The sequence below is a fragment of the Sphingobacterium multivorum genome, from assembly GCF_039511225.1.
Lineage (GTDB): Bacteria > Bacteroidota > Bacteroidia > Sphingobacteriales > Sphingobacteriaceae > Sphingobacterium.
In genome coordinates, this window is sequence record NZ_CP154261.1 from 900,652 (window position 1) to 919,107 (window position 18,456).

16 protein-coding genes and 1 other RNA gene are annotated in these 18,456 nt (G+C 39.9%); 7 read left to right on the forward strand and 10 right to left on the reverse strand.

Annotation, left to right across the window (positions count from 1 at the left end):
- Window positions 1-157: 157 nt before the first annotated feature.
- Window positions 158-493, reverse strand: a complete 336-nt coding sequence (locus AAH582_RS03625; protein ID WP_046674120.1) for a MerR family transcriptional regulator — start codon at window positions 491-493, stop codon at window positions 158-160.
- A gap of 189 nt (window positions 494-682) precedes the next feature.
- Between AAH582_RS03625 and AAH582_RS03630 the strand changes: the two genes are divergently transcribed.
- Window positions 683-1,018, forward strand: coding sequence for a hypothetical protein (locus AAH582_RS03630; protein WP_046674119.1), 336 nt, complete (start codon window positions 683-685; stop codon window positions 1,016-1,018).
- Between the two features lie 128 nt (window positions 1,019-1,146).
- Here the strand turns inward: AAH582_RS03630 and accD are convergent, their stop codons facing one another.
- From accD to dprA, 5 genes are all read right to left on the reverse strand, one after another.
- Window positions 1,147-1,989 carry an acetyl-CoA carboxylase, carboxyltransferase subunit beta gene (accD, locus tag AAH582_RS03635; protein ID WP_046674118.1) on the reverse strand — a complete coding sequence of 281 codons (843 nt, stop codon included), beginning with the start codon at window positions 1,987-1,989 and terminating at the stop codon, window positions 1,147-1,149.
- A gap of 222 nt (window positions 1,990-2,211) precedes the next feature.
- Window positions 2,212-2,309: signal recognition particle sRNA small type (ffs, locus tag AAH582_RS03640), an RNA gene on the reverse strand.
- A 307-nt stretch (window positions 2,310-2,616) separates the two neighbouring features.
- Window positions 2,617-2,844: a DUF6814 family protein gene (locus AAH582_RS03645; protein WP_046674117.1), complete on the reverse strand. Its 228-nt coding sequence runs from the start codon at window positions 2,842-2,844 to the stop codon at window positions 2,617-2,619.
- On the reverse strand, window positions 2,837-4,339 hold the full coding sequence (locus AAH582_RS03650) for an MFS transporter (protein WP_343321239.1): 1,503 nt from the start codon (window positions 4,337-4,339) through the stop codon (window positions 2,837-2,839). Before AAH582_RS03650 ends, AAH582_RS03645 begins: the two co-directional genes overlap by 8 nt.
- Window positions 4,340-4,431: 92 nt before the next feature.
- On the reverse strand, window positions 4,432-5,550 hold the full coding sequence (gene dprA / locus AAH582_RS03655) for a DNA-processing protein DprA (RefSeq protein WP_046674115.1): 1,119 nt from the start codon (window positions 5,548-5,550) through the stop codon (window positions 4,432-4,434).
- Between the two features lie 260 nt (window positions 5,551-5,810).
- Between dprA and AAH582_RS03660 the strand changes: the two genes are divergently transcribed.
- Both AAH582_RS03660 and AAH582_RS03665 read left to right on the forward strand, forming a co-directional pair.
- The gene (locus AAH582_RS03660) at window positions 5,811-6,044 is read left to right on the forward strand and encodes a hypothetical protein (protein ID WP_343321240.1); all 234 of its coding nucleotides are present in this window, start codon (window positions 5,811-5,813) and stop codon (window positions 6,042-6,044) included.
- Between the two features lie 257 nt (window positions 6,045-6,301).
- Complete coding sequence (locus tag AAH582_RS03665) at window positions 6,302-6,709, forward strand: hypothetical protein (protein ID WP_343321241.1); 408 nt, start codon at window positions 6,302-6,304, stop codon at window positions 6,707-6,709.
- On the opposite strand, the gene rsmG is transcribed toward AAH582_RS03665, so the two are convergent.
- On the reverse strand, window positions 6,710-7,345 hold the full coding sequence (rsmG, locus tag AAH582_RS03670) for a 16S rRNA (guanine(527)-N(7))-methyltransferase RsmG (protein ID WP_046674112.1): 636 nt from the start codon (window positions 7,343-7,345) through the stop codon (window positions 6,710-6,712).
- A 22-nt stretch (window positions 7,346-7,367) separates the two neighbouring features.
- Window positions 7,368-8,510: a glycosyltransferase gene (locus tag AAH582_RS03675; RefSeq protein ID WP_343321242.1), complete on the reverse strand. Its 1,143-nt coding sequence runs from the start codon at window positions 8,508-8,510 to the stop codon at window positions 7,368-7,370.
- A 276-nt stretch (window positions 8,511-8,786) separates the two neighbouring features.
- Here AAH582_RS03675 and tgt point away from each other — a divergent pair, with 276 nt between their 5' ends.
- The 3 genes from tgt to AAH582_RS03690 all read left to right on the forward strand — a co-directional run bounded on the left by tgt (window position 8,787) and on the right by AAH582_RS03690 (window position 12,028).
- The gene (gene tgt / locus AAH582_RS03680; RefSeq protein ID WP_343321243.1) at window positions 8,787-9,917 is read left to right on the forward strand and encodes a tRNA guanosine(34) transglycosylase Tgt; all 1,131 of its coding nucleotides are present in this window, start codon (window positions 8,787-8,789) and stop codon (window positions 9,915-9,917) included.
- 26 nt (window positions 9,918-9,943) lie between these two features.
- Window positions 9,944-11,020, forward strand: a complete 1,077-nt coding sequence (locus AAH582_RS03685; RefSeq protein WP_046674188.1) for an LptF/LptG family permease — start codon at window positions 9,944-9,946, stop codon at window positions 11,018-11,020.
- A gap of 96 nt (window positions 11,021-11,116) precedes the next feature.
- Window positions 11,117-12,028 (forward strand): DMT family transporter, encoded by a 912-nt coding sequence (locus AAH582_RS03690; protein ID WP_046674109.1) that lies wholly within the window; start codon window positions 11,117-11,119, stop codon window positions 12,026-12,028.
- A gap of 140 nt (window positions 12,029-12,168) precedes the next feature.
- Here the strand turns inward: AAH582_RS03690 and AAH582_RS03695 are convergent, their stop codons facing one another.
- Entirely contained in the window at window positions 12,169-15,210 is a 3,042-nt protein-coding gene (locus AAH582_RS03695; protein ID WP_343321244.1) for a VIT domain-containing protein, read from the reverse strand.
- 347 nt (window positions 15,211-15,557) lie between these two features.
- On the opposite strand from AAH582_RS03695, the gene AAH582_RS03700 reads away from it, so the two are divergent.
- Window positions 15,558-16,847: an esterase-like activity of phytase family protein gene (locus tag AAH582_RS03700; protein WP_343321245.1), complete on the forward strand. Its 1,290-nt coding sequence runs from the start codon at window positions 15,558-15,560 to the stop codon at window positions 16,845-16,847.
- Window positions 16,848-16,995: 148 nt separating this feature from the next.
- Here the strand turns inward: AAH582_RS03700 and AAH582_RS03705 are convergent, their stop codons facing one another.
- Window positions 16,996-18,456: a glutamate synthase subunit beta gene (locus tag AAH582_RS03705; RefSeq protein ID WP_046674107.1), complete on the reverse strand. Its 1,461-nt coding sequence runs from the start codon at window positions 18,454-18,456 to the stop codon at window positions 16,996-16,998.

Consider the following 18,456-nt stretch of genomic DNA (forward strand, 5'->3'; position numbering starts at 1 on the left):
GCGATCGTGGATACATTTGGTTCCCATGTAATGGGTCCAGAAATTTGCGCTACTTCTGTATAGTCGAGTGGATTTCGTTACTAAAATGGATCCGATGAACACTGCGAATATGATGTAATGATTCCGTTTCGGGAGTTTTATAAGAGTTTTCTCAATGCTATAGTGAATCACGAACTTCCAGAAGAAAGTTCTTCAAACGCTCCAACGAATCTACAACACGTTGATTTTCTTTTGCTTCAGATTTGTTGTCACGCAGGTAGTCACGTGCCCCCTGTAATGTATAACCTTTATCTTTAACCAAATTGAAGATGATCTTTAAATTGGCAATATCTTCTTGCGTAAATAAGCGATTACCCTTTTTATTTTTCTTAGGCTGTAGAATATCAAATTCACGCTCATAAAAACGTATCTGGGATGCATTTACATCAAACATTTCTGTAACTTCTCCCATTGTATAATACAATTTATTTATTTCACGCTCTTTGTACGGCATATCTTCACAATTAATCTATAGCAAACTTAATAAAAATTCCTATTCAAAAAGAAATTTTTGCGATCTCTTGTCTGATCAAGGACTGAACGATAGGTATATAGTACAATTCATAAGAAGCCAATAATAATTGTGTATAAAGGTAAATTTTTCTAAGTTTGAGTCGTTTGAAAACGGTCTTAGACATCCTATATGATCATAGTTAGCAAATTTTGGACAAATTTCTTCTCTTTTGGAAAAGCTAATGCAATTACTATTTATCCCTTTATCTTTCTGAAAAGTACCTTTTTTAAACAGAAAGACGATTTGATTCGCCACGAGCGTATACATTTGCGGCAGGCTCTTGAATTAGGTATTCTCTTCTTCTATGTTTGGTATCTCTTTGAATTTGCCGTTCATTTTATTCAATTTCGGGATTTTGATAAAGCGTACCGGCGTATTTCGTTTGAGCGGGAAGCGTATGACAAGGAAGTGGAACCGGACTATTTGTCCAAAAGAAAAATATGGGCTTTTTGGCGATATCTTTAAAAAAGACGGTTGATTTATCCGTTCTATATATCCGACAAGAGGTCGCAGGCACAACAGTTATGGGGCGAAAAAAGAAAGCGGTACCAAGCATATTCTTGGCACCGCTTTCTTTTATATCCTGGCAATGATTATCCCACTAATTTAAGGTAGGTAGCCACTTGGTTTTTTAACTGTCTACGGTCGACAATGAAATCCAAAAATCCATGCTCGAGCACGAATTCCGAAGTCTGGAATCCTTTAGGAAGATCCTTTTTAATTGTTTCTTTAATGACACGGGGGCCGGCAAATCCGATTAACGCACCAGGTTCTGCGATATTTATATCACCCAACATCGCGTAAGATGCTGTAACTCCTCCTGTAGTAGGGTCTGTCAATAAACAAACGTAAGGGAGTTCTGCTTTTGCCAATAACGCTAATTTAGCCGAAGTTTTGGCCATTTGCATTAATGAAAATGCGGCTTCCATCATCCGTGCACCACCTGATTTGGATATTAACATAAATGGAATTTTATGCTCAATACAGTAATCTATCGAACGCGCGATTTTTTCACCAACGACAGATCCCATGGATCCGCCGATGAAACTAAAGTCCATACAAGCAATCACGATATCTTGACCATTCATTTTCCCATGGGCAGAACGTAAAGCATCTTTAAGGCCTGTTTTGGCTTGACTTTCCTTTAAACGTTCAGGATATGGCTTTGAATCGAAGAATTCTAATGGATCACCAGAATTTAGATTAGGAAATAGTTCTGTAAATTCGTTATTGTCAAATAAAATTGAAAAATATTCTTTGGAGCCAATTCTTAAGTGGTGGCCACAATATTGACAAACATAGTCGTTTTCTACTTGTTCAAGATGCAACAATGGCTTTTTACATGTCGGACATTTGTTCCACATGCCATCAGGTGCTTCTTTTTTATTAGCGGTAGCTGTGCTAATACCAGCTTTTTCTCTTTTAAACCAACTCATACGATAGTTCTTATTCGATTACAAACTTATATAAATTTGCTTTTATATACAATTATAATTGTGTTGAATGTACATGCCAAGCGATTAAAACGCCTTGTGTAACAGGGCTTCTATAAATAGGGGAATTAGGGGTAACAATTGGGATATATAAGATATTTGGTTGATTTTTAGGTTAGAATTGAATTTCAGACCAGCGGATTGGTCAAAAAAATGGGCATAAAAAAAGGGTAAGCTACTCCTATCGCACCGCTCAACCAAATACCCTTGCTTTGTTCCCAACCTGGGGGAGTCAATGGGAGCTGGTCGTAGAAGACTTACCCGCCACAAAAGTAGAAAAAAAAACAGTTTTAGGAAAGAAAAAACACCTTTTTATCTTATTCTGTTGATTATCATGGCAATAAATTGCATTTGATATCTTTTCATAGCACTAATTTATGGCGGAATAGATCAGGTATTTGAGTAAAACAGCTAAAAATGGCATGAAAAAAGCGCTTGACGAAGTCTATTTGCCGTAAATGTTCTTTTCAAAATGTCGGAAAGTAGCATAACCTGGCGTATTAGGAGATCGACGTTGAATAAGCATAATCGGCTAATTTTGCCTATTCAACGTCGATCTCATTTTTGGAACTACATTTTCTCTTGGTTGTATTCACCCAATAGGGAATAATAGCCAAATAAGCCAAGTCCAATGGAGATTATGGGGGTCAAGATGCACAGGATAATGATCCCAAATACCAGATCTTCTTGATGTCCCGTTGAAATCTTTGGCAGCGCCAGTTCAAAAATGGAGAAGTAGGCTGTAAATAGAGCTAAAATGATCCATAAGACGCCGAGGAATTTTTTGAGGTTATTCATGGGGTGCTGAAGTTGATTTGTTGTTGATATAAATACTGCCTATGATAAAACATACAATGGCAATGATAATAGGGTACCATAAACCTGCAAGATAGAATTGCGGGGTATTGGAAGCTTCGGCATTTGTCGTTAAATATGTCGATACAGCCGGAAGGAGTCCGCCGAATATTCCATTGCCAACATGATAGGGTAAGGACATGGATGTGTAGCGGATTTTTACGGGGAACAGTTCAACAAGGAATGCTGCAATGGGCCCGTACACCATGGTAATATAAATCACTTGTATAAAGATCAGCAGGACGAGCAGCATATAGTTTTTGCCTGCAATATGGACCGTGGTTTTGGTTGTTTGCTGCCCTTTTAGTTTTCCGGATTGATGTACTATTTTAGCGTTCGTGATTTCCGTTCCATCCTCATATTGCGTTTTGATAACTGACTTAATTTCTGCTTGTGGAACAGTCGCGGTATTGACTGTTTCATTCACTTTGACCTTCTGTTCGGTATTGGAAAGTTGGTACATGGCTTCGTAAATCGGACGATAAGTCAATACGGCAAGTAACATCCCACCGAGCATGATCCATTTTCGTCCAATTTTGTCACTAAGCCACCCAAATACGACAAAAAATGGAGTTCCCAAGAGTAAGGCGATGCCGAGGATGGTATCGGCCTGGTCAGATTGAAGGTGCATGACCGTTTTCATGAAACTCATGGAGTAGAACTGCCCGGTGTACCAAACAACGCCCTGTCCCATGGCTGCACCAAAAAGGGCGAGCAGCACAAATTTGAGGTTGTAGCGGTTGCCAAAACTTTCTTTTAGCGGATTTGTGCTCGTTTTCCCTTCCGCTTTGGCCTTGCTAAATTCGGGTGATTCCTTCATTTTCTTACGAATAAGATAGGAAACGTATACCATGACTAAAGAGAGGAGGAAAGGAACCCGCCATCCCCAGGAATCAAATTGTGATTCGCTGAGAAAGCCTTTGGTAAGGAGGATGACAACGAGTGATATGAAAAGGCCAAAAGTAGCCGTTGTTTGTATCCAGGATGTCCAATAGCCCCGTTGACCCAATGGGGCATGCTCAGCCACATAAGTTGCTGCACCGCCATATTCGCCGCCTAGGGCAAGACCTTGCAAGAGACGAAGGATCAATACGAGCAGTGGTGCCCAAAAACCGATACTTTCATAACTGGGGATGCAACCGATGAGAAATGTTGCGCCGCCCATGAGCATTAAAGTTACCATAAACGTATATTTTCGACCGATAATATCGCCTAGTCGGCCAAAAAATAGAGCGCCAAATGGCCGGACGACAAATCCTGCCGCAAATGTGGCTAGGGTGGAAAGAAAAGCGGCTGTTGGATTTTCTGCCGGAAAGAATTTAGTGGAAATTACAATGGATAGGCTGCCAAAAATGAAAAAGTCATACCATTCGATAAGCGTTCCCATCGAAGAGGCCCCGATGACTTTCCAGATACTTTTTGTATTGTTTTCGTTCATTAATTCTTGGTTTTTGGTTGAGTATAAATGTACATTTTAATTGCGCTCTAAACTATATTCCTGAGGGTAGTTGGTGCATGACAGAAAGTGAGCTAATTCTTTTGAATTTCGGTAAGTCCGACTATTTTATAGCGTTTTCCGGGTAAGGCGTGAATGAGTGACTGCATTTCAAGTTCCAATAGGATTAAGGCCAATTTACTTTGTGGCCATTTTGTGAGGTCAATCATATGGTCTATTTCTAATTGTCCCTTTTGCTGAATGAGCGTAAAAAGGAGTTGTTGATCTTTTGTCAATGTCAAAGGAAGGCTAAGCTGTTGACCAACAGCTTTTGTACTGATTTCCCAATTCATGAGGTATTCGAGATCGTGAAGACCTCTAATCATATGCGCACGGTTGGTTTTGATGAGGTAATTGGTGCCTTCAGAACTTTTTTCGTAAACGGCTCCTGGAAAGGCACATACATCGCGATTGTAGCTGTTGGCTATTTCGGCGGTAATCAAAGCACCTCCTTTAATTGCAGCTTCTACAACAATGGTGACATCCGCCATACCGGCTATGATGCGGTTGCGCATAGGGAAGTTACTGCGCTCAGGTAATGTGTTGGATGTAAATTCTGTCAATAAACCTCCTTGGTCTAGCATTTTTGTGGCAAGTTCACGATGGGATGCCGGGTAAATTCGATCGAGACCATGCCCTAATACAGCAACGGTAGGAATATTATTTTTTAGTGCGTTGCGATGTGCTAAAGCGTCAATACCATAAGCAAGACCGCTTACGATTAAGGTGTCTTTGGTACCATTCATCGCCTCTAGCAAATCTTCGCATATTTTCTGACCGTAATAAGTTGCATGTCTAGTACCGACGATACTGATAACTTTGGTGCTGTTGAGTGGCTGGTTCCCTTTGTAATAGACAACAAGCGGAGCGTCTTCACATTGGCGCAGCCTATGGGGGTAATTTTCGTCTTCCAGCCATAATGCTTGTATCTGGTGTTTTTCGATAAAAGCGAGTTCTTTTTCACAGGCAGACATATAGCTTTTATTGTATATGGCTTCTGCGATCGATTCCCGTATCCCAAGAATTTGCATCAAATCTTTTTTTGAGTAAGCAAATAAGTCTGCCAACTCGTGACCTTGGTCAATGATGTTACGCGCTGTTCTAGGGCCAATGCCCTTGATTTTCGTCAAAGCTATGGGATAAATTAGTTTCATAATTGGGTTTATCTAAATATAGGAAAAATATAACGAGCTGTTGTACTTTTTGTTAGAATTGCTTAGGCATATTATGTTTTTAATGCAATGACAGAGTTCTTAGTCGGAGGCGATCGCGTGTCTGCTGAAAAGCCCTTGGATTGTATGACATAAATGCGCTTTTCATAAGCTTATTTGAGATATCAAGGAATGAAATATTGGGCACTTTTGGAAAGAAAGAAGAGGAATTGGTACCTTTGGACGATTAATGATATTTAACTATGGAAATGAAAGAACCTTTTGATATCGAATTGGGGGATGTAGTTTATTCTGTTTTCCCTGAGGAAGAAGATACGTATGTTATTTTTAAAGAGGGTGTGGAATACGTAAAAATTATTAAAGACAATGATACAAACTGGTTGAAACTGAATCCAGAAACGGAGCTTCCTATGTTCGGAATGGATGAAGAAATCAATCTAATTGGCCTAGAAATTAAAAAACAAGGAGGTGTTTAGTTTTTCAAGTTAAAGATAGTTAAATGCTTTTTAATTTTATTTATAGTTGGTTATTTTAGTTTATCAGTTATAAATATGGTTCGTATTGGGTTTCTATCTTTATTGTTTTTCTGTGTCTATTTCTCATTTTATCGGGAGGGGCTTTTTGCCTATCCAGCGGAATTTTATCATCAGGATACCATTGCGAAAAAAGGCAGTCAAAAAGATACTTTACGTTTGGATACTGTTTCGATCAAGCGTAAATCAGCAGCGGATAAATGGGAAGAAAAAAAGAGGGGTATCAATCTATCTTCTTCTGGGGTGATACGAAGAATATGGTGACTTTGCCTCACCAGGGAGGAATTGCGGTCAATCTGAACAAACTTTACAATAAATTCAGTCGAAAGGGACGAAATTCGCGGAAGCTTCAACGTCAGTTTGAAAAAGAATATCAACAGGATCTGATTCGCGAGGAATGGTATCCGCTGACTCAGGAATACAGTAAGTTGTCGGGAGATTCTCTGCGCAAATTTAGAATATACTATGAGCCTTCCTTAAAGTGGCTTCGTGAGAATGATCGTTATGAGAAGATTGCTTATATCCATCAGTGTTTAACGAACTACCTGGACTCTGTAGACATTATCCATAGGCGACTTCAGTTTCCTATGGGTAATGCCAAACTTTAACTACATAGGTACGTATACCAGGTATTTTGTGTCAAAGAAATCTTCTTTAAAGTAACCGGAAAGTGGGTGTAATTCTGCTTTGAGCTTAGATTCTTTGATCTCTTCGGTGAGATCTCCGCCTTTCAAGTAAAGAATTCCATTAGGAATACCGTTTTTATCTTTTTTCGCGAATTTATTCTGTATCCAAGGCGTAAATTCTGCAAGTCTTGTCACAGCTCGTGATATCACAAAATCGTACTTGTCGTCGAGTTGTTCTGCGCGGATATGATCTGCTTCAACATTTTGGAGACCCAGTCCAGCAGCAACTTCGCGTACGACTTTGATTTTTTTGCCGATAGAATCGACCAAATGGAATTTGACTTCAGGAAACATAATGGCCATTGGGATACCTGGAAAGCCCCCGCCGGTTCCCACGTCCAAAATTTGTGTTCCTGGCGTGAGCTCTTGGACAAATTTTGCAATGCCTAGCGAGTGCAGCACGTGGTGCAGGTAGAGGCTATCAATGTCCTTACGTGAAATGACATTGATTTGGCTATTCCAAAATGTGTATAGGTCGGCAAGTTTTGCAAACTGTTCTTTTTGAATAGCCGTTAATTTTGGAAAATAGTTATAGATGATATCAACTGTTGGATTCAAAGCTTAATGTTTTAAAAGTGAATTATTTCCAGCTTATTTTTTTCTTTTTTCTGCTGAACATGCCATTGATGCAAATATAGAAATAGTAGATGAAGTCTACCAAAGGTAGCCACCAAATGAGTTCCTTTACTTCTAGTTTTTTATAGATGTTGGCAAATATTATCCATTGTGCAATCAGCCTTAGGAGGTAAGCTGTAACAGGAACATACCAGTACATTGGAAAGGCAATTGCTGTTGCGATAAGGGCGACATAAAAAAGGACGGCCGATACCAGCTGCGTGCCCAGCATGCGCTGATGACGCTTTTTGTAAATGGTAGAGGCTCCTGAGTGTCTTGCTTTTTGCTTGTAATAGCTCCTCCAGGTCGCTTTGGGTTCAGAATAGACAATGGATTCGGCTGCCAGTGCAATGTTAACGTTGGTCGGATTTGCATTTTGGTTGACAAAAAGATCATCATCGCCAGATTTAATATGCATATGTGCCGCAAAACCTTTGTTACGAAAGAAAAGGTCTTTTTTGTAAGCCATATTGCGTCCTACTCCCATATAGGCATCTCCCTTTAGTGCATAGGCGAGATAACTCATGGCGGTATGGCTGGTTTCAAATCGAATCAATAGATTTAGCAAACTTTTTTTCTTAAAATAAGGAGAATAGCCCAGTACAATTTCTGTTTCTGGTCTGAAAGCTGCCGCAATTTCTTTGAGCCATTGATCGGACTGTGGCGCACAATCTGCATCGGTAAATACCAGTGTCTGATGCTTTGACGCTTTGATACCCATACTAACGGCAAACTTTTTACCATGTTTCAAGCGAATATGTTCTTTGATATCCACAATCTTTAAATGGGGGTATTTTGCTTCGAAATCATGCAATATCCAGGGCGTATTGTCAGTCGAGAAGTCATTGACCACAATGACTTCAAAATTGGGATAGTCTTGATTCAGTATACTCGGGAGGAATTCCGTAATATTATCCTGTTCATTGTGTGCACAAATAATAACGGATAGCGGTGGAAATTCAGTTCCTTCTTGTATAGGTTCAATTTGATAACTACTCAATTTACGATATACAAATAAGATGTAGTACAATTGTATCAATAGGAAAAGGCCCAATACTCCGAAAGCAATATATGGAAGATTGGCCAAAAATACGTGAAGGTCAAGCATAGCTCACAAAGATAAGTGCTTTCCGCAACTTTTTTATAGGGGAAAAATGATAATTTATTTTTGAAACATCCTGTTTGCAAATCTTTTTATAGTATTTTTGCAACGTATTCTAGGGATGAATCCGAGCTTGGGTGGAAATTAGGAAAGCTATAGCGACTTTTTAAGTTGCAACTGATTGAAAATGAGTTTTTATTTTTTTTACTCCAAGTGCCGATATCGCCATGTCCATGGCAAATCATCCTTTAAAATAGAAATAGTCTCAGAGGAAAAATATTAATGAAATTTACGCTACAAGCACAAGATAAGTTGTCAAAAGCACGTGCAGGTGTTGTCGAAACTGCACACGGTCCCATTCAAACACCTATTTTTATGCCTGTTGGTACGGCAGGTACAGTGAAAGCAATTCATCAACATGAATTGAAGAACGATATTGAAGCGCAGATTATTCTGGGTAATACGTACCACCTCTATTTACGTCCCGGATTGAATGTGTTGAATAAGGCGGGCGGGCTGCATAAATTTAATGGTTGGGATCGACCTATTTTAACGGATTCCGGTGGTTATCAGGTGTATTCATTGACGGAAGTACGTAAAATCAAAGAAGAGGGGGTTACCTTTCGTTCCCATATTGATGGATCAAAACATCTATTTACACCAGAGAATGTCATGGACACACAACGTATTATCGGTGCGGATATCATTATGGCATTTGACGAGTGTACGCCTTATCCATGTGATTATGGGTATGCACGTCGTTCTTTGGATATGACCCATCGTTGGCTGAAACGCTGTGTGGATCGTTTTGATAGTACAGATCCGCTTTATGGATATGATCAAACGTTGTTTCCAATTGTTCAAGGATCTGTTTACAAAGATTTAAGAATAAAATCTGCGGAAACTATTGCTTCGTTTAACCGCAAAGGAAATGCGATTGGTGGATTGTCGGTAGGTGAACCTGCGGAAGAAATGTATGCGATGACCGAAGTTGTCTGTGATATCTTACCGTATGACAAGCCACGTTATCTTATGGGGGTGGGAACACCGGTAAATATCCTTGAAAATATTGCTTTAGGGGTGGATATGTTCGATTGCGTTATGCCAACCCGTAATGCTAGAAATGGTATGCTTTTCACGCAAAATGGTATTATCAATATCAAAAATGAAAAGTGGAAAGATGATTTTTCACCGATAGAAGTGGAGAGTGATCTACATGCAGATCAATTTTATTCGAAAGCCTATCTAAGGCATTTGATTAAATCGCAAGAAATTCTTGGAGCACAAATTGCTTCTTTACATAATTTACATTTTTACCTTTGGTTGGTGAATCAGGCTAGGGAGCGAATCATTGATGGAACTTTCTACGATTGGAAAAACAAAATGGTGAAAATATTGGATCAACGTTTGTAAAACTAAATAGCTCAAGTTAAAAAATGCTGTCGTTAATCGATCGTTACATCATCAAAAAGTATCTAAGTACTTTTTTATTCACTATGGCAATATTTACTGTTGTCATGGTGGTTTTTGACGTGTCCGAACGATTGGATGATTTTTTAAAATATCATGCTCCCCTCGATAAGATTATTTTTGAGTATTATGCAGGATTTATTCCTTTTTACCTAAATTTTCTTTGTCCGCTGATCAACTTTATTGCAGTTATTTTCTTTACCTCCAAGATGGCGGATCAAACAGAAATTGTCCCGATTCTCAGTGCCGGATATAGCTTTAACCGTTTGCTTCGTCCCTACATGATCGCTGCAACCCTAATCTTTGCCATTTCTTTGGTATTTAACATCTTTATTATTCCGAAGACCAATAAGATGAAGGTTGATTTTGAAAATATCTATGTAAAGCCACCTAAGGATAACTCGAGGGTTTCTACCCATATGCAACTGGACAAAAACAGCTATGTTTATATAGACAACTTTGATAATTCTACCAAAACAGGCTACGGATTTGTACTTGAAATTTTCAAAGGGGATACCCTTAAGGAGAAAATGATGGCTGACCGTATTACGTGGGACTCGGTGGCGACAAAATGGAAGATTGAAGGGTATACCAATCGTATTATCAATGGGCTACATGAACGCATGGACAAAGGAGCTGTTAAAGACACAACCTTGGATATGAAACCTTCTGATTTTGAGGTACGTGATAATATGTTTACCGCCATGGATACACGCGAATTAAATATTCGTATACATAAGGAGGAGATCAGGGGAACCGGAGTCATGAACGATTTATTACTGGAGAAATACAAGCGTTATGTATATCCATTTTCAGCTTTTGTATTGACCTTGATGGGTGTGGCACTGTCATCCAAGAAAGTGCGTGGGGGGATAGGATTGAGTCTTGGTATTGGTATCGCGCTAAGTTTTACGTATATCGTATTTATACAGTTTGCAACTATGTTTTCTTTGAAAGGGGGACTGCCACCGTTGATAGCCGTATTAATTCCGAATGTTACCTTCTTTTTGGTAGCACTATACCTGGCGATAAAAGCGCCAAAGTAATTTTTTGTTAGTTTTCAATAACTTCAGTGAGCCTGCCTTATAAAGGGAAATAATAGGTATTGCTCATCATTTCTATACAAATGTATTCTAGAGAATATGACTAAAATTCAATTAAATCGGAATATTCTAATTCTGCATTTAACAATACTCATTTGGGGATTTACCGGAATTTTGGGTAGTCTGATTTCCGTATCTGCCCTACATTTAGTGTGGTATCGTGTTGCAATAGCGTCTATCGCGCTGTTGATCTATTTCTTGGTAACCAAACAGTCTATTGTAGTTTCGAGGAAACAATTTCTCCAGTTTTTTATGGTGGGGGCCGTTGTTGGGCTGCATTGGGTATTATTTTTTTATTCAATTAAAGTATCCACTGTATCGGTAACATTGGTTACGCTATCCTCGGTGACTTTATTTACGGCAATATTGGAGCCTATTGTGAATAAAAAGCGTATTGCGCTGTTGGATATTGTAGTTGGTTTGGTTATTATCATCGGTATTTATACAATCTTTTCTTTTGAAACACATTACCTCGTTGGTCTATTGGCGGGGCTTGGCTGTGCGTTTTGCGCGAGTATATTTTCTATCGCCAATGCGCGCATGGTTAAAAAATCGAGCCCGACCCTGATTACGTTTTATGAGATGATGGGGGCATGCTTCTGGATCAGCGTATTGATGCTGTTTACAGGAGATTTCAATGCTGAAATGAAATTGGGGCAGCAAGATTTAATTTATCTGCTGTTGTTAGGTGTGGTTTGTACGGCGGTGGCCTATGTTATGGGAGTTGCTGTCATGAAGGAATTATCTGCTTTTACTGTTGCGCTGACAACCAATCTGGAACCTGTTTATGGTATTCTGTTGGCGATGTTGATATTTGGACAAAAGGAGACCATGAGCGGCGGGTTTTATCTTGGCGCTTGTATCGTTTTGGGAGCAGTGTTCACTTACCCCTATGTAAAAACAAAATTAGAACATAGGCAAAAGGATCTGGTTATCCGTAAATTGCATTAATTGAAGTCGGGGCTATCCAATCTTTTTGGATAGCCCCGATTTCATGTGGTTTTATGCCAGTCCCCCTAAAGCATCATTTCATAGAGCCAATTTTCAAAGGGTTTGATTTGTTTTTTTGAACATCTTCTGTCTCTGCTCATCTACTGGAATGAAAATTCGCCAATCCCAATATTGCGCTCTTTATTGCGGTCAAGATAGATCGTAACGATTTTTCGTTCTTGCTTGCCACTGCTATAGTAGGTATAAATTTCGGCCATGACCGCTGCAGGTCCTGCTAAAGTAAGCGAATCATCGTTATAGAAGTCAACTTCAATTTTGTATTTTCCTTTTAAAGCTTTTTTTAATAAAAATTGCTCAGGGCCATAACCACCAGTAAAGTCATTGCTAAGTCGGCCCCCAATGGCTGTGGCAGGATTACTATAGAAGCATTTTTCTTGATTTGGATCAGTTACCCAAAGGTCGATATCAGTGTTTCGTGAATTCCAATTGATGACAACACGCATGTCGACGGGTAGGTCAGCAATCAATTTTTTGTTCACCGCAACTTTGGAGCTTGCAGCTTTGTTTGCTTTAATGAGATTATTGATTTCCATGACCAATGTTTCTTCAATACCATCATCGCGATCGGCAGCTTCTGGGGAGTAGCTCTGGGTCAAAATCCCATATAATTGTTCTAGTGCCTCCTTGAACATACCTTTGTCTTGTAAAACGAGGGCATAATCGCGGTGGCTTTGTGGATCCATGGGACGCCATTTTAATACCTTAGCAGTAATGAACAGTGCATTGTCGTAATCTCCCCATTCCCGTAACTTATAGGAAATGGTTTTGTAGAGATCTGCATTTTCAATTTGTAAGTCTGCAAGTGCGCTTAAGATGAGTAAGGCTTTGTTGTGATCTCCTCTTTTGAAAAAGAAGTTTGCGACATCAAAATAGAAAGTTGGCGTTCCCATATACTGATTCCGAAGTTGGAGATAGCTTTTGTAAGGATCTTTGGATTGATTAAGGTCCTGTAAATAGGCTTGGTCTTCTTTAATTTCAGGGATGCTTATTTTTCCATGTATGCTGTTGATGCTGCTTGTCATTTGCATGCCAGCTACGCGTTCTTCTAAGGATTGAACAACAGCGAATTCCTGAAGAACATCATCAGATGCGGCCGCCATCGCCAATTCATTGGTAACAGCTTTGGCGGTATTTGAATTGCCTTCGGCGGACACTCTTTTTTCACTAGCGGCATCTGATGACCTGAATTCTTCGGCTCGTGCTGTCGCGGCAGGGCTAGCTGAAGGACGCGACGGTATAGGTGTAACAGGAGCAACTCCGGTAGCCATTTCTTCGGTAACAGCAAGTTCAGGGATGGAAATCAATCTTTTACGCGTTGGGTATTTCTTTTTTTGCTGAAAATCGGTATTCCACCAGGACTGAAGCTGTTTGGTAATGTCTTGAGCCTGATCCAACAAGTCTGCTACACGTTCTTCCTTTTCTATATGTTCTTCTTTGATGAGCCGATTGAATTCGGAAAGCAATTCGGCTGGCGGAGTTATTGCATAACGTACGTAATCTTCTACAGTTTCCAGTACAATCAGGCTGGTATTTCGGGTAACAATACCGAACTGTTTGCCAAGCGTTTCAATTTCTTCACGATTGTCTTCGTATTGAAGATCCAACGCTTCAATTTTCTTTTGTGCCCAGATCTGCTGTAGGTCAATTTCACCATGGTCAGGCTGCAGCGCTATACTAATCTCTTGCGGTGCTTGTTGCCCATCTCCTACAAGTACGGTGATCTGTTTCAATCCCGGGCGTTTCCCTACGCCTGCGAGAGAAAAATTGGCTTGTACTGGCGTGCCTTTTTGAGGATAAACTTCCTCAAAATCATTTTTTTCTTTTATCCCCAGGTAAATAAGGTCTATCGTATTTAGCTTATGGTACGCTTCAGTTGTTGGGGTATTGGCTAAATTGATCATCTTTCCAAGATGTGTCTGGGAAATTTGTTCTAGGACACCGTAGTCCGATCCATTGGACGAAGTAATGCAATAGACTGGATTGTCAAGGTTGATTTTACTTTGACCAAATGTAGAAAGGCCGTCGCTAAACAGCAGGTAATTGTTGGCTTGTATTATACCGGTCTTTATTTGACTATAGTCTGTGCCACCATCGTAGTTAATTCCTTTGATGTAGTTTTTGAGCTCATTCCAATTACCTTGTCGTACCTGAAACGTATGACCTTTTACAAAGCGGATATCCAATAAGCCCAGATCGACAGTCATATTGGGGTTTTCTTTAAAAAAGAGATCTAATAGGGCGAGTTCCTTTTCTATATCTCTATTTTTACTGCTGAGCGAGCGGTCCCATATAATTCCAATACTGTGCCCCCATTTTTTTTGAGTAGGTTTTATAGCGTTTACCGTTGCATTGGCAAGAAAGTAGAAGCTTTTATCACCATTTTCCTGAAATAGGCCAGATGCTTCCTTGTTGCCTGTCGGCAGTTGAACAACTAAATTTCGCTGGGATTTAAACTGTTGTTTATGTAAAGAAGCTGTGTAATTGCTGTTATGCTGTGAGAAAGCCAAAGAACCGTCTGGTTTCTCGGTGAAATCTGGCTTATCGGTATTTTGAAAGACATGAATATCCAATGCGAAGTTTTCAATGGGGGAACTATAGTTTAAGGGTAGATGGTAGTAACGAGCCTGATCGGATGCTGTGGTTAGATTTTCTGAATAGCTAATCTGAACGGTGCGTTTCCCATTCGCTGGTAAAGGATAAATTCGAGTTCGGAAATTATTTCCTTCGACTTTTTCCAATAGACCCGGATCGACCCGGCGTGTTTCTATACTTTCAAATACTTCGGTTCCTTTATGCTTATCGACTGGAACTGCTTGGCGTAATTTGCCGTTGATATCTAAGGCGTAGCCGCTCACGGAGACACCTTCGGGCATAGGGAATGTCAGTTCGCCCTCGAGATCGCGGTTGGTCTTGTTATCAAAGACCATTGTCATCGTCGTTTTGGCTATATTTCCGAATATGACAACAGCTATTTTTAGGTCTGCCAATATCACTTTGTTTTGCTGGCCATCGCCATTTTTAATTTTTAAGCTTGGTATTTCGCGTGTAGTTCTGATCTGAGATTTCGTATCCACATTGGAAAATACCAAAATTATGCAAAGGGCAACTATAATCTTTTTCATCTTTCTATTTTTAGTAGGTGAGGGCAGAGAATATCCTGTCGATTCGCTGCACAATTAGCTATTTATTCTTGTAGTGATGCCGGGAAATTCAAAATTCCATAATCGAGGATAATTAATTTTTATACCGTGTTTTTTACTGCTGATGCAGTTTATTTAAACTTATGTTAATGATTGCCTAATATTTGGCTTTTATGTTTGCAATACCGTTGGGTTGCCCACTGCGCATGGATTGTGTAGACAAAACCTGCTGTGTTATAGCCTAAGCAAGACGATAAGAATGAAATTTAACTAGTTGAACGTGTCCGGAATATGGATAACAGTAAGCATTATTTGAAAAATTTAGACAGATGAAAAAAATATACAGTGTATTGGCGTTGGCCCTATTATGTGCTTCATGTAGTAAAGATGACGTATCGCAGATTACTGATCCGATTGAACTGACCTATCCCGAAAAGGCCATAGCAACAGATCCCAAAGTATTGATTGATGTTAATGGAGTAAAAGTGTATAATGGGGGTTATGGATCATCGATGGCTCAAGATCCTACTGATAAATCTATATTTTATCTTTTAACGGATAGGGGACCAAATATTGATGGGACGGAAAATGATAGTAAAGTATTTGCTTCGCCAACATTTACACCGCAGATCGGTAAATTCAGATTAAAAGATAATACGCTAACATTGGAATCTGTTATCGAATTGAAAAATAAAGATGGTGTGAAATTGAATGGTCTGCCAAATCCAGAAGGGAAGGGTGGTTCTGGGGAAAAAGCATTGGGAGTTGATGGTAAAGACCTAGGGAAAAGTGAGGATGGAATCGATTCAGAGGGACTAGCGAGAGCGGCGGATGGTTCTTGGTGGGTCAGTGACGAATACGGACCACATATCGTTCATTTTGACGCTTCGGGAAAAGAAATAGAGCGGATCAATCCGTGGTCTACGGGTAAAAAGTTGCCTTTGGTATTTGCCAAACGTCGTCCTAATCGTGGAATGGAAGGATTGACGCTTACACCAGATGGTAAAACACTGGTCGGAATTATGCAGTTTCCACTTTATAATCCATCTAAAGAGGCGATTAAAAATTCATTGGCAATCCGTATTGTCACGCTGGATATTGCGAGCGGCGTCACGAAACAATATGTCTATATGATGGAGCGTACCGATTTGCAGGCTGTAAGTGAAATTGCTGCCGTGAGCAATTCCACATTTATTGTCTTGGAACGTGATGGGGAATATGCGACGGAAGCAACCCGTTCCACTGTATTTAAGAAAATTTACAAAATCGATCTTTCTGGCGCAACAGATATCTCAGATGCGAATAATACGGCAACGGGGAAATTATTTGATGGTAAAACTGTGGAGGAACTCAAAGATGCGGCTACATTGGCAAAATATAATATTAAACCAGTCACTAAGACATTGGTCGCCGATTTAATGACGGATATCAAGGAATTGTATCCGCATGATAAAGCTGAGGGCCTGGCTGTCATTAATCCATCCCTTATCGCGGTATGTAATGATGACGATTTTGGGGTAACAGGAAAAGGTTTTTACGAGTCAAAGATATTACCTTACATAAAGACTGTAGACAAAAACAGCATTTATTTTGTTAAACTTAAAGATCCATTGAAATAGTGACCGATTACTGATCATAAAAAGGTCCGTTGAATTCTCAACGGACCTTTTTATATTTTGTGCTGTCCAAGCTTTTATCCTTGTTACGAAGTCTAAACGTAGCTTAGCATATCACTGGTATGATCTCTCTATTGAGAACTTCCTTCTTTTAAGCATTTATTGTTGCCAGGAAGTCCTTGCTTTCAAGCTCTGAATACCCCATTAAGTATTCGTCTACTTTTCGAGCACATTCGCGTCCTTCAGAGATGGCCCAAACAACAAGCGACTGGCCTTTACGGCAATCTCCGGCAGTGAAGATATTATCAATTGTCGTTTGGTAGTCTTTGTCATTTGCAAGGATATTTCCTTTTTCATCTACACGTACACCCAATTGTTCTAGGAGCGTATGTTCAGTATGTTGATAACCAATAGCCAATAAGACGAGGTCTGCTGGTATTTCACGGATCTCGGATTCTCCTAAGCGGGTTCTTTTTCCAAATTCATCAACTTCGTATTGAACCTCTTTGATTTTTATAGCTTTGATATGGCCATCTTCATCTTTAACAAATTCTTGCGTTTCTGTAGCCCAAAGTCTTTCACAGCCTTCTTCCTGAGAAGAGGAAGTTCCGAATGTGAGCTTGTCCATGGGCCAAGGATTGTTCTTTAGACGTTGTTTAGAAGGTGTAGGTTTGCGGGCAATCTGTGTGATACTTTTTGCACGATGACGATTGGATGTACCAATACAGTCTGATCCGGTATCACCATCACCGATGACAACAACATGTTTGTCTGTTGCCAGTATGCGGTCTTGTTCGATATTAATTCCACTTACTTCTTTATTTTGCTGGGTCAGAAAGTCCATGGCAAAATGTATGCCTTTAGCTTCATGCCCTGGTAATTGCATGTGCCATGGAACGGTAGAGCCTGTTGCCAATATAACAGCATCATAAGCTTTTAATTCATAAAAACTGATGTCTTTGCCAACTTCTGTATTCACCTTGAATTCTATTCCCGATTCTTTCAGGAGATTGACACGGCGATCGATCACCGATTTTTCTAATTTAAAATCCGGAATACCGTAGCGGAGTAATCCTCCAACCTGATCATCACGTTCGAAAACAACAACATCGTGTCCTGCTTTATTGAGCTGAGCAGCAGCCGCTAGTCCTGCCGGACCGGAGCCCACGACGGCGACGCGTTTGCCTGTTTTTAAATAACTTTTATGTGCTTTGACATAACCCTTTTTAAAAGCAATCTCGATAATATGTTTTTCGATCTCCTCAATAGTGATCGGAGTACTATGTATACCGAGTACACAGGCTGATTCGCATGGTGCTGGACATATTCTACCTGTAAATTCAGGGAAGTTATTGGTGGAGGACAAAATCTGATAGGCCTCTTCCCATTTTCCATCGTATACGGCATCGTTAAATTCAGGGATGACATTGCCCAGTGGACAGCCTGAATGACAAAATGGAATACCGCAGTCCATGCAGCGCGCAGCCTGCTTATTGAGCTCGTTCTCCGAATACCCTTTATTGAATTCTTTAAAGTGCTGTACGCGGCTTTCCACAGCTTCTTTTGTCGGAAGCACGCGCTCAAATTCTTTAAAACCTGTAATTTTTCCCAT